Below are 11,291 nucleotides of genomic sequence, written 5' to 3'. Positions count from 1 at the left end.
GGAATGGGGCTTTACTCATGGCAGAGTCAACGGCAGGATCCGAAGCGGAACAGGACGGCATGACGCCCGTCAGGCCCGTTGAAGCGGAACTGCTCGTGGTGACGGGTATGTCCGGGGCCGGGCGCAGTACCGCTGCGGATGCCCTCGAGGACCATGGCTGGTATGTCGTTGAGAACCTTCCGCCGCAGATGCTTGGCACCCTGGCCGAACTCGTGTCCCACGCCCCGCAGTCCATCCCCAAGCTTGCCGTGGTGGTCGATGTCCGCAGCACGGCTCTTTTCGCCGACATCCGGGCGGCGTTGAAAACCCTTGAGGCCAGCGGCGTGACGTTCCGTGTCCTGTTCCTGGACGCCAACGACGACGTCCTGGTGCGCCGCTTCGAGCAGGGCCGCCGTCCGCATCCGCTCCAGGAAGGCGGCCGGATCCTTGACGGTATCGCCTCGGAGCGGGATTTGCTGCATGAACTCCGGGATTCCGCGGACATTGTGCTGGACACGTCCGAGTTCAACGTCCACGCCCTTGCCACCGCCATCACCGAGCTCTTCAGCGAGACCGGTCCCGTTGCCCTGCGGCTGAATGTCATGAGCTTCGGTTTCAAGTACGGGCTGCCGGTGGACGCCAACTTTGTGGTCGATGCCCGTTTCATCCCGAACCCGCACTGGGTCCCGCAGCTTCGTCCGCACACCGGCCTGGACAAGGACGTGAGCGACTACGTCCTCGAGGCCGAAGGCGTCAAGAGCTTCGTGGACCGCTACGTCCTGGCCATTGAACCGGTCCTGGACGGGTACCGCCGCGAAAATAAGCACTACGCCACCATTGCCGTGGGCTGCACCGGCGGTAAGCACCGTTCGGTCGCCGTGGCCATGGAACTGTCAAAGAAGTTGGCGCAGTATCCCCGAGTCACGGTGACCACCACTCATCGGGACCTGGGCCGCGAGTAATGGGACTGCTTACCGGGCCCCTGCCCCTGGTTCCGCCGGCAGCCGGCACCGGCGGCGGGCAACTGGACAAAGGTCCGTCCGTCGTTGCCCTCGGCGGAGGCCACGGGCTCTCCGCGTCGCTCTCCGCCCTTCGGCTGCTGACCTCCGAACTGACGGCGATCGTCACCGTGGCGGACGACGGCGGATCCTCCGGCCGGCTCCGCGAGGAGTACGGCGTCCTGCCGCCCGGCGACCTGCGGATGGCGCTCACGGCCCTTTGTGACGACACCGACTGGGGGCGCACCTGGCGGGATGTCATGCAGCACCGGTTCAAGCCGGGCGCGGGCCGGGGCGGCTCGCTGGATGACCACGCCATGGGCAATCTGCTCATCGTCACCCTCTGGGAGCTGCTGGGCGACACAGTGGGCGGCCTGAAATGGGCCGGCGCACTGCTGGGGGCCCGCGGACAGGTCCTGCCCATGTCCGGCGAGCCACTGACGATCGAGGGTGACGTCCGGGTTCCCGGCCCCGACGGTACGTACACCCTCGAGACGGTCACCGGCCAGGCCAAGTGCGCCGTGGCAGGTTCGCTGGAAAGCGTCCGGCTCCTGCCGGAGTCGGCGCGTGCCTGTGTCGAAGCCCTGACGGCCATCGAACTGGCCGACTGGGTCATCCTCGGCCCGGGCTCCTGGTACACGTCCGTGCTGCCGCACCTCCTGCTGCCCGAGATGCGGCAGGCTCTCTCCGACACGCCTGCCAGGCGGTGCCTCACCATGAACCTGGCCACGGACACCAAGGAGACCTCCGGGATGACCGCGGCCGACCACTTGCACGTGCTGCGCAGCTACGCGCCCGACTTCAGCATCGACGTTGTGCTCGCGGACCCAATGTCCGTGCCGGACGTCGAGGAGTTCAAACGGGCCGCAGGGATGCTCGGTGCCGAGGTGGTCTTGGGTAAAGTAGGGGCGTCGAGCCGCCGTCCGATCCACGACCCCCTGCGTCTGGCAACGGCGTACCACGATATTTTCGGGAACAGTTAGGAAGGTGCCATGGCACTGACATCATCAGTCAAAGAAGAACTGTCCCGCCTGGACATTAAGAAATCCTCGGTCCGGAAAGCCGAAGTCTCAGCGATGCTGCGATTCGCCGGCGGACTGCACATCATCTCCGGCCGGATCGTGATCGAGGCCGAGGTCGACCTCGCGTCCACGGCGCGCCGCCTGAGGGCTGCGATCGCCGAGGTGTACGGACACCAGAGCGAGATCATCGTCGTCTCCGGCGGCGGGCTCCGCCGCGGCAACCGGTACGTGGTGCGGGTGGTGCGGGACGGCGAGGCCCTAGCCCGCCAGACCGGCCTGCTGGACGCGCGCGGCCGCCCTGTTCGCGGCTTGCCGTCGGCAGTGGTCAACGGTTCCGCCGCCGACGCCGAAGCCGTGTGGCGCGGGGCCTTCCTGGCCCACGGATCCCTGACCGAGCCGGGACGTTCCTCGGCCATGGAAGTGACCTGCCCCGGGCCCGAATCGGCCCTGGCGCTGGTGGGCGCTGCCCGCCGCCTGGGCATCCAGGCCAAGGCCCGCGAAGTCAGGGGAGTGGACCGGGTGGTCATCCGCGACGGAGACACGATCGCAGCCCTGCTCACCCGGATGGGTGCCCATGATGCGCTCATGGTCTGGGAGGAACGGCGCATGCGCAAAGAGGTGCGTGCGACAGCCAACAGGCTGGCCAACTTCGACGACGCCAACCTGCGCCGCTCGGCGCAGGCGGCAGTTGCCGCCGGCGCCCGCGTGGACCGTGCGCTGGAAATCCTCGGAGACGACGTCCCGGACCACCTGAAATATGCGGGCGAGCTCCGTGTGGCCCACAAGCAGGCGAGCCTGGACGAACTTGGCCGGCTGGCCGATCCGCCGATGACCAAGGATGCGATCGCTGGAAGGATCCGCAGGCTCCTGGCGATGGCGGACAAACGCGCCCTGGACCTGGGGATCCCCGGGACCGAGGCCAATGTGACGCCGGAAATGCTGGACGAGTAACGGCGCCCCTAGAATCGAGACCGGGTATCGGAAATACCTCGCGGCGGCCGAAGGTTGTGCCCCAGGGGAGCCGCGGCTCCGCGAGGATTCCGTCCCGATAGATTTCCGGGTGAACAGTCATCCGGATGCACAATCCGAGAGTTACCAAACCGGACAACCTGTCCACGACATTGGAGGATTTTGTGACCGAGTACGTACTGCCTGAACTCAGCTACGACTACGCAGCGCTGGAGCCCCACATCTCCGCACGCATCATGGAGCTGCACCACAGCAAGCACCACGCTGCCTACGTGACCGGTGCCAACAACGCGCTGGCCCAGCTGGCTGAGGCACGCGAAAAGGGCGACTTCGCCAACATCAACCGGCTTTCGAAGGACCTGGCTTTCCACACCGGCGGCCACGTCAACCACTCCGTGTTCTGGAACAACCTGTCCCCGGACGGCGGCGACAAGCCCGAAGGTGAGCTGGCCGCAGCCATCGATGACGCCTTTGGGTCCTTCGACGCCTTCCGTGCGCAGTTCAGCGCTGCCGCGCTGGGCCTGCAGGGTTCCGGCTGGGGATTCCTGGCCTACGAGCCCATCGGCGGAAACCTGGTCATCGAGCAGCTCTACGATCAGCAGGGCAACGTTGCACTCGGCACCACGCCGCTGCTGATGCTCGACATGTGGGAGCACGCCTTCTACCTGGACTACGTCAACGTCAAGGCCGACTACGTCAAGGCTTTCTGGAACATCGTGAACTGGGCAGACGTCGCCAAGCGCTTCGACGGCGCACGCAAGAACGCAACGGGTCTCATCACCCTGTAGTGCCGTCCAGGTGTGACAGGCAAGACATCATCCTGTAACAAACTTCACATTTAGCCCGTTTCGGGCCGAATCGTGGACGGTCCGCCCCCGCACTTGCGGGGGCGGACCTTCTTAAACGTAAGATGGATCACGGAAGGCGGTTAGCCTTCAGCAATGTGGCTGGTCGCCCTCCGATCTGGTAATCATCTCTGCCCAATGGCGTGCGGGATCTGTTAGTTGGCTTGAACGCCCGCTCAACTAGTTGTGCTTCTACAAGCACCAAGGAGACTGAAAAAGTGACGACCCGTATTGGTATCAACGGCTTCGGCCGCATCGGCCGCAACTACTTCCGCGCAGCACTCGCACAGGGCGCTGACCTCGAGATCGTTGCAGTCAACGACCTCACCAGCCCCGAAGCGCTGGCCCACCTCTTCAAGTACGACTCCGTAGGCGGCCGCCTCAAGGAGACCATCGAGGTCAAGGACGGCAACATCGTCGTCAACGGCAACGTCGTGAAGGTCCTCGCCGAGCGCGACCCCGCGAACCTCCCCTGGGGCGAGCTGGGTGTTGACATCGTCATCGAGTCCACCGGCTTCTTCACGAAGGCCGCTGCCGCCAAGAAGCACATCGATGCCGGCGCCAAGAAGGTCCTGATCTCCGCCCCGGCCTCGGACGAGGACATCACCATCGTGATGGGCGTCAATCACGAGCTGTACGACAACGCCAAGCACCACATCATCTCCAACGCATCCTGCACCACCAACTGCCTCGGCCCGCTGGCCAAGGTCGTCAACGACGAGTTCGGCATCGAACGCGGCCTCATGACAACGGTGCACGCCTACACGGCCGACCAGAACCTGCAGGACGGCCCGCACAACGACCTCCGCCGTGCCCGCGCCGCCGCCATCAACATGGTCCCCACCTCCACCGGTGCGGCCAAGGCCATCGGCCTGGTGCTTCCGGAACTCAAGGGCAAGCTGGATGGCTACGCCATCCGCGTCCCCGTCCCCACCGGCTCCGCCACCGACCTCACCGTCACCGTTTCGCGCGAGACCACCGTTGAGGAAGTCAACGCAGCACTGAAGAAGGCTTCCGAGTCCGAAGCGCTTCAGGGCTTCCTGACCTACACGGATGAGCCGATCGTCTCTTCCGACATCGTGGGCGACCCGGCGTCGTCGATCTTCGACTCCGGCCTGACGAAGGTTATCGGCAACCAGGTCAAGGTTGTTTCCTGGTATGACAACGAATGGGGCTACTCGAACCGCCTGGTCGACCTCACGGAGCTCGTCGCATCCAAGCTGAGCTAGGGTTAGACACATGACATTCCACACCCTCAACGAACTGATCGCTGATGGTGTCCGCGGGCGGTACATTCTGGTCAGAAGTGACCTGAATGTGCCGCTCGACGGCTCTGAAGTGACTGACGACGGCCGCATCAAAGCGTCCCTGCCAGTACTGACGAAGCTCACGGACGCCGGTGCCCGCGTGCTGGTCACAGCCCACCTCGGACGCCCCAAGGGCGCCCCTGAGGAAAAATACTCGCTCAAGCCTGCCGTCACCCGGCTGGCTGAGCTGGCCTCTTTCAAGGTCACCCTCGCCGGGGACACCGTCGGTGCCTCAGCAAAGGAGCTTGCCGCTGCGCTGCAGGACGGCGAAGCACTCGTCCTTGAAAACGTCCGCTTCGATGCCCGTGAGACAAGCAAGGACGACGCCGAGCGCGGCGCCTTCGCGGACGAGCTGGTGGCGTTGACGGGGGACAACGGGGCTTTCGTGGATGACGCCTTCGGCGCCGTCCACCGCAAGCACGCCAGCGTGTACGACGTCGCCACCCGGCTGCCGTCGTACCAGGGCGACCTCGTACATACCGAGGTCGAGGTGCTGCGCAAGCTCACCACGGAGACCCAGCGACCCTACGTCGTAGTGCTCGGCGGCTCCAAGGTCTCGGACAAGCTGGCCGTTATCGATAACCTGATCGGCAAGGCGGACACCATCCTGGTGGGCGGCGGCATGCTGTTCACCTTCCTCGCCGCTGAAGGCCACAAGGTGGCTGGCAGCCTGCTGGAAGAAGACCAGATTCCCGTGGTTCAGGACTACCTGAAGCGCGCGGCGGACGCAGGCACCGAGTTCATCGTGCCCACGGACGTCGTAGTGGCTGCCAAATTCGCCGCTGACGCCGACCACGAGACGGTCGCTGCGGACGCCATCGAAGGCAGCAGCTTCGGCGCGCAGGGTATCGGCCTGGACATCGGACCCGAATCGGCGGCTGCATTCGCCAGCCGGATCAAGGGTGCCAAGACAGTGTTTTGGAACGGCCCCATGGGCGTCTTCGAATTCGAGGCCTTCGCCGCCGGCACCCGTGCCATCGCACAGGCCCTTACCGAAGCGGAGGCCTTCACCGTCGTCGGCGGCGGGGACTCCGCAGCCGCTGTCCGCACCCTGGGCTTCGCCGACGACCAGTTCGGCCACATCTCCACAGGTGGCGGCGCCAGCCTGGAGTACCTCGAAGGCAAGGAACTGCCGGGCCTTAGCGTCCTGGACCGCTAGATCCTCCAGCCGGCAGGGCACCGCACTGAAAAGTCGGGGCCCTGCCGGCTGTTCACATCACAAGCACTTTTTGGAGAACACGTGACAACGTCAACGAATGGCAAGTTCGACCGCACGCCCCTCATCGCCGGCAACTGGAAAATGAACATGGACCACGTCCAGGGCATCACACTGCTGCAGAAACTGGCTTGGACCCTGTCCGATGCCAAGCACGACTACAGCCGCGCCGAAGTTGCTGTCTTCCCGCCTTTCACCGACCTTCGCGGCGTCCAGACCCTCGTCCAGGGCGACGAACTCGAGGTCGTCTACGGCGGCCAGGACCTTTCGCAGTTCGATTCCGGTGCTTACACCGGCGACATCTCTGGCCAGTTCCTGAACAAGCTGGGCTGCAAATACGTCCTTGTGGGCCACAGCGAACGGCGCACCATCCACAACGAGACCGACGAGGTTCTCAACGCCAAAGTTAAGGCCGCCTACCGCCACGGAGTCACCCCCGTGCTCTGCGTCGGCGAAGGCCTGGAGATCCGGCAGGCCGGCACGCACGTCCAGCACACCCTCGACCAGCTCCGCGCCGACGTCGAAGGTCTCAGCGCCGACGAAGCCGCCGAACTTGTGGTCGCCTATGAGCCCGTCTGGGCCATCGGCACCGGTGAGGTTGCGGGACCGGAGGACGCGCAGGAAATGTGCGCCGCCATCCGCGCCGAGCTCACCACCCTCTTCGGCGATGAGGTTGCCGCCAAGGTCCGCCTGCTTTACGGCGGTTCGGTCAAGGCCAGCAATGCAGCCGCCATCCTGAACGAACGCGACGTCGACGGCGTGTTGGTGGGCGGCGCCAGCCTCGATCCCGCCGAGTTTGCTAATATTGTCAGGTTCGAGAGTCACCTGCTGACGGATTAGTCCGGACACAGCCTTGACCCCCGCAATCATCAACTTCTGAAAGGCCGTCGTGGACGTTCTTCATGTCATTCTGCAGATCCTCCTGGGCATCACCAGCCTCCTGCTGACGCTGCTCATCCTGCTCCACAAGGGACGGGGCGGCGGTCTGTCGGACATGTTCGGCGGAGGCATGAGCTCCGGGCTCAGCTCGTCCGGCGTAGCGGAACGCAACCTCAACAGGTTTACGGTTATCCTCGGCGTCACCTGGGGTGTCGTCATCATCGCCCTGGGCCTGCTGATGCGCTTCTCCGGGGCCGGCGACTCCTAGCAGAACCCGAAACCTTGCCGGAACGGGAGTTTTCCCGAAATTTACACTCCCGGTACTAACGGCCCTGCCGCCGTCGGGAACTCCGCACTAAACTGTGGCTGTTGGCTTCCAATAGCCGGTCAGTCGAGTAGCCAGGAGTTCCCGATGGTGCATGCTGCTTCAGGGTTCCGGGGAACCCGCGTGGGGGTGGCCGAAGGATCAGCCCCCAGAATTCAGCCGAACGATGTAGTCGGTGAACGCTTGCCGCGTATTCGTGTTTCCTATTGGTGCGCCAAAGGACACGAGACGCGGCCAGTTTTCATTAAGCTCCCGGAAGACCAGATCCCCATAGTCTGGGACTGCCGCCGCTGCGGCGGTACGGCGACGAGGGATGAGGCCCGCGTCGAGCTTCCGCATCATCCCGAAGAGGGCTACAAGACCCACCTTGAGTATGTTAAAGAACGACGCTCCAGCCAGGACGCCGAAGACGTGCTGGCTGGAGCGCTGGAGCGGCTACGAGCCCGCGGGACCTTTTCGGACTAGCTGCTCCGGAACCCTTGACGCCGCATTTTCGTCGATCAGCCAGAGCGTCCGGGAGCGTCCGGTGGGCCCCGCCGCGGGGACCTGGACGGGGTTGGCTCCTGCCAGGGCAAGGCCCACGGCACCTGCCTTATCCTCGCCGGCAACGACCATCCACACTTCACTCGCCGTGTTGATGGCCGGCAATGTCAGCGAAATCCGTTCGGGCGGTGGTTTCGGTGAATTGCGCACACCCACTACCGTGAGTTCTTTTTCCCTGATCCCTGCCTGTTCGGGGAAGAGCGAGGCCACGTGGGCATCCGGTCCCACACCCAGGAGAACAACGTCGAACCTGGGAAGCGTCCCCGGGTTTTCGGGACGGTCATCGGACATGTCCGCGGCGTGTTCAGCCGCGGCAGCTTCGGCAAGGCGCCGCGCGTAGTCGGCGGCAGCGTCTTCCGGGCTGTCAAAGTGATCCGTGGAGCCGGGCTCATGCACCCGTTCCGGGTCCACCGGGATGTGGGACAGCAGGGCCTCGTGCGCCTGGAGGGTGTTCCGGTCGCTGTCCGAACTGCCGACGAAGCGCTCGTCGCCCCACCAGAAGTTAACCTTGGACCAGTTCACCGCCGGAGCCGCCGCCGAGTCAGCAACTGCCCTGAGGGTTCCGATGCCGACCGTGCCGCCAGTGAGCACCACGGTTGCCTCACCGTGTTTGTCCTGGACGTCCACGAGCTTGGTGATGAGCCGGGCCGCGATGGCAGCCATCAGTACGGATGAGTCAGGGTGGATGCTTACTCTGGGATCAGCGCTCACTGGGACGGACACTCCTTAGATTTGTACGGGGCAGTCCAATAGTAATCACTTCACCGAAGACTTCGTCGGGATCAAGGCGCCGCAGTTCTTCGGCGAGGCAGTCCCTGAGGCTGCGGCGCGGCAGCGAGATGCGCTGTGCGGGCTGGCCCGGCTGCGTCAGTTCAGCCACGGACAATCCCGGGCGGAACAGCTGGACGTCGCCGCTGGCGCGGCTCAGCCGGACGCGCCGGATGCCGGTCCCGGCGGGGTCTGCCACGATAGTCACCGGGGCATCGAGGGCCAATGTCAGCCAGGCTGCAAGAAGGAGGGTGCTGGGGGAGTCCGAGGCGCCTTCCACGGCGACGGCCGTGACGGGCGAAGAGTCGACCTGGTCCAGGACAGCGGCCAGCTGGATCCGCCAGTTGGTGAGGCGGGTCCAGGCGAGGTCGGTGTCGCCGGCCTTGTACGTATTCCGGATATTGTCCAGTGCCTTCTGCGGGTCCTCCTCATTGGCGGAGTCGGTGATGCGGCGGTGCGCTATCCGCCCGATGGACGTCTCACAGGCGCTCTTGGGCGCACCGTGCGGCCACCAGGCCACGATCGGAGCATCGGGGAGCAGGAGGGCGGCAACGAGGGATTCACTTTCCTCGGCGAGCTCGCCGTACCCGCGGAGCACGATCACTTCGGACGCGCCGGCGTCGCCGCCCACGCGGATCTGGGCGTCCAGCCGGGTGGGGGCGTTAGCGCCGGCATCGGCGAGAACGATGATCCGGCAGGGGTGTTCCCGGCTGGCTTCGTTGGCTGCTTCGATGGCCTCTTCCTCCAGCCCGGACTTGGTGACCACCACAAGGGTGAGCACCCGTCCGAGCGCGATCACGCCGCCCTGCTCGCGCAGGGACATGATCTTCTTCGAGATGGCGGAGGTTGTTGTGTCGGGAAGATCTACGATCATGGCCTTCTCCAGGTTCGTCCGTCGCGGGCAAGCAGCTCGTCGGCCGAGGCGGGGCCCCAGCTTCCGGGGGCATAGGGCTCAGGCTGTTCGCCCAGGCCGGCCCAGTACTCTTCAAAGGGATCCAGGATCTTCCAGGACAGTTCCACTTCCTGGTGACGCGGGAACAGCGGCGGTTCGCCCAGCAGGACGTCCAGGATGAGCCGTTCGTACGCTTCGGGGCTGGACTCGGTGAACGAGTGCCCGTAGCCGAAGTCCATCGTGACGTCGCGGACTTCCATCTGCGTCCCCGGAACCTTCGAACCGAAGCGGATCGTGGCGCCCTCGTCGGGCTGCACCCGGATCACCACGGCGTTCTGGCCGAAGTCGTCTTCGCCGTGATCGCGGAACAGCAGGTTGGGGGCGCGCTTGAAGACGACGGCGATTTCCGTCACGCGGCGTCCCAGCCGTTTGCCGGCGCGCAGGTAGAAAGGCACACCGGCCCAGCGCCGGGTGTGGATGTCCACCCGGATGGCGGCGTAGGTTTCCGTGGTGGAGTCGGCAGGGATGCCTTCCTCCTCCAGGTATCCCAGGACCTGTTCGCCGCCCTGCCAGCCGCCGGCGAACTGACCGCGCGCTGAGTGGGTGGAGAGATCGTCCGGGAGCTTGACCGCGGCCAGGACCTTTTCCTTCTCGGCACGGAGGTCGTCGGCGTTGAAGGAGATGGGCTCCTCCATGGCCGTCAACGCCAGGAGCTGGAGCAGGTGGTTCTGGATGACGTCGCGGGCCGCACCCACACCGTCGTAATAGCCTGCCCGGCCGCCGGTGCCAATGTCCTCGGCCATGGTGATCTGGACGTGGTCAACGTAATTGGCGTTCCAGAGCGGTTCGAACAGCTGGTTCGCGAAACGCAGGGCCAGGATGTTCTGGACCGTTTCCTTGCCGAGGTAGTGGTCGATCCGGAACACTGCGTCGGGCGGAAAGACGGACTCCACGATGTCGTTGAGCTGCCGGGCGGACTCGAGGTCGTGCCCGAAGGGCTTCTCAATGACGACCCGGCGCCACTTGTCGCCCTCAGCCTGGGCCAGGCCGTGCTTCGACAGCTGCCGGCAGACCTGTTCAAACGCTTTCGGCGGAATCGACAAGTAAAACGCGTGGTTGCCGCGCGTCCCGCGCTGCTCGTCCAGTTCGTCGATCGTGTCGCCGAGCCGCTCAAAGGCTTCGTCGTCGTCGAACTCTCCCTGGACAAAGCGGATGCCTTCGGAGAGCTGGTTCCACACTGCCTCGTCAAACGGGGTACGGGCGTAGGCCTTGACGGACTCCTTGACCTCCGCAGCGAAATCCTCGTTTTCCCACTGCCGCCGGGCGAAGCCCACCAGGGCGAAACTCGGCGGCAGCAGGCCGCGGTTGGCCAGGTCGTAGACGGCAGGCATGAGCTTCTTGCGGGCGAGGTCGCCGGTCACTCCGAAGAGGACCAGCGACGAGGGGCCGGCGATGCGGTTCAGCCGGCGGTCCCGGGGATCCCGCAACGGGTTGCGGCCCCGCCCGGCTGACTTCCTGCTGCCGTTTTCAGTTTCTGGCATGGTTGGT

The 11,291-nt window shown here is 65.1% G+C and carries 12 protein-coding genes; 9 read left to right on the top strand and 3 right to left on the bottom strand.

Features of this window, described 5'->3' with window-relative positions; all coding sequences use genetic code 11:
- Nucleotides 1–17 precede the first annotated feature (17 nt).
- From rapZ to ACFVWT_RS07535, 9 genes are all read left to right on the top strand, one after another.
- On the top strand, nucleotides 18–941 hold the full coding sequence (rapZ, locus tag ACFVWT_RS07575) for an RNase adapter RapZ (RefSeq protein ID WP_011691929.1): 924 nt from the start codon (nucleotides 18–20) through the stop codon (nucleotides 939–941).
- Nucleotides 941–1,960 carry a uridine diphosphate-N-acetylglucosamine-binding protein YvcK gene (gene yvcK / locus ACFVWT_RS07570; RefSeq protein ID WP_390246619.1) on the top strand — a complete coding sequence of 340 codons (1,020 nt, stop codon included), beginning with the start codon at nucleotides 941–943 and terminating at the stop codon, nucleotides 1,958–1,960. The genes rapZ and yvcK overlap by 1 nt, the downstream gene beginning before the upstream one ends.
- 9 nt (nucleotides 1,961–1,969) lie before the next feature.
- Nucleotides 1,970–2,950 carry a DNA-binding protein WhiA gene (whiA, locus tag ACFVWT_RS07565; RefSeq protein ID WP_011691931.1) on the top strand — a complete coding sequence of 327 codons (981 nt, stop codon included), beginning with the start codon at nucleotides 1,970–1,972 and terminating at the stop codon, nucleotides 2,948–2,950.
- Between the two features lie 182 nt (nucleotides 2,951–3,132).
- Nucleotides 3,133–3,756 (top strand): superoxide dismutase, encoded by a 624-nt coding sequence (locus ACFVWT_RS07560; RefSeq protein ID WP_043481406.1) that lies wholly within the window; start codon nucleotides 3,133–3,135, stop codon nucleotides 3,754–3,756.
- Between the two features lie 275 nt (nucleotides 3,757–4,031).
- Nucleotides 4,032–5,042, top strand: a complete 1,011-nt coding sequence (gap, locus tag ACFVWT_RS07555; protein WP_390246617.1) for a type I glyceraldehyde-3-phosphate dehydrogenase — start codon at nucleotides 4,032–4,034, stop codon at nucleotides 5,040–5,042.
- Nucleotides 5,043–5,052: 10 nt separating this feature from the next.
- Nucleotides 5,053–6,279 (top strand): phosphoglycerate kinase, encoded by a 1,227-nt coding sequence (locus ACFVWT_RS07550; protein ID WP_390246615.1) that lies wholly within the window; start codon nucleotides 5,053–5,055, stop codon nucleotides 6,277–6,279.
- A gap of 81 nt (nucleotides 6,280–6,360) precedes the next feature.
- Nucleotides 6,361–7,176: a triose-phosphate isomerase gene (gene tpiA / locus ACFVWT_RS07545; protein ID WP_390246613.1), complete on the top strand. Its 816-nt coding sequence runs from the start codon at nucleotides 6,361–6,363 to the stop codon at nucleotides 7,174–7,176.
- Between the two features lie 49 nt (nucleotides 7,177–7,225).
- Entirely contained in the window at nucleotides 7,226–7,483 is a 258-nt protein-coding gene (gene secG, locus ACFVWT_RS07540; protein WP_390246611.1) for a preprotein translocase subunit SecG, read from the top strand.
- Nucleotides 7,484–7,627: 144 nt separating this feature from the next.
- A complete protein-coding gene (locus ACFVWT_RS07535; protein ID WP_390246609.1) occupies nucleotides 7,628–8,005 on the top strand; it encodes an RNA polymerase-binding protein RbpA in 378 nt (125 codons plus the stop codon).
- Here ACFVWT_RS07535 and pgl read toward each other — a convergent pair.
- From pgl to zwf, 3 genes are read right to left on the bottom strand one after another with little or no spacing between them, the layout of a single operon-like run.
- The gene (pgl, locus tag ACFVWT_RS07530; RefSeq protein WP_390246607.1) at nucleotides 7,976–8,794 is read right to left on the bottom strand and encodes a 6-phosphogluconolactonase; all 819 of its coding nucleotides are present in this window, start codon (nucleotides 8,792–8,794) and stop codon (nucleotides 7,976–7,978) included. The two genes, ACFVWT_RS07535 and pgl, sit on opposite strands and share 30 nt — an antisense overlap.
- On the bottom strand, nucleotides 8,784–9,725 hold the full coding sequence (locus ACFVWT_RS07525) for a glucose-6-phosphate dehydrogenase assembly protein OpcA (protein WP_390246605.1): 942 nt from the start codon (nucleotides 9,723–9,725) through the stop codon (nucleotides 8,784–8,786). The genes pgl and ACFVWT_RS07525 overlap by 11 nt, the downstream gene beginning before the upstream one ends.
- On the bottom strand, nucleotides 9,722–11,284 hold the full coding sequence (gene zwf / locus ACFVWT_RS07520; protein WP_390246603.1) for a glucose-6-phosphate dehydrogenase: 1,563 nt from the start codon (nucleotides 11,282–11,284) through the stop codon (nucleotides 9,722–9,724). Before zwf ends, ACFVWT_RS07525 begins: the two co-directional genes overlap by 4 nt.
- Between the last annotated feature and the right edge of the window lie 7 nt (nucleotides 11,285–11,291).

The organism is Arthrobacter sp. NPDC058288 (assembly GCF_042880995.1).
Classification (GTDB): domain Bacteria; phylum Actinomycetota; class Actinomycetes; order Actinomycetales; family Micrococcaceae; genus Arthrobacter.
The sequence above is the reverse complement of the archived record's forward strand: the minus strand, read 5'-3'. Positions and strand labels throughout refer to the sequence as shown.

What these genes read in the sequence shown, in the direction of transcription:
- rapZ (WP_011691929.1), top strand. Translation starts at nt 18, where the DNA reads ATGGCAGAGTCAACGGCAGGATCCGAAGCGGAACAGGACGGCATGACG.
- yvcK (WP_390246619.1), top strand. Translation starts at nt 941, where the DNA reads ATGGGACTGCTTACCGGGCCCCTGCCCCTGGTTCCGCCGGCAGCCGGC.
- whiA (WP_011691931.1), top strand. Translation starts at nt 1,970, where the DNA reads ATGGCACTGACATCATCAGTCAAAGAAGAACTGTCCCGCCTGGACATT.
- ACFVWT_RS07550 (WP_390246615.1), top strand. Translation starts at nt 5,053, where the DNA reads ATGACATTCCACACCCTCAACGAACTGATCGCTGATGGTGTCCGCGGG.
- ACFVWT_RS07535 (WP_390246609.1), top strand. Translation starts at nt 7,628, where the DNA reads ATGGTGCATGCTGCTTCAGGGTTCCGGGGAACCCGCGTGGGGGTGGCC.
- ACFVWT_RS07525 (WP_390246605.1), bottom strand. Translation starts at nt 9,725, where the DNA reads ATGATCGTAGATCTTCCCGACACAACAACCTCCGCCATCTCGAAGAAG.
- zwf (WP_390246603.1), bottom strand. Translation starts at nt 11,284, where the DNA reads ATGCCAGAAACTGAAAACGGCAGCAGGAAGTCAGCCGGGCGGGGCCGC.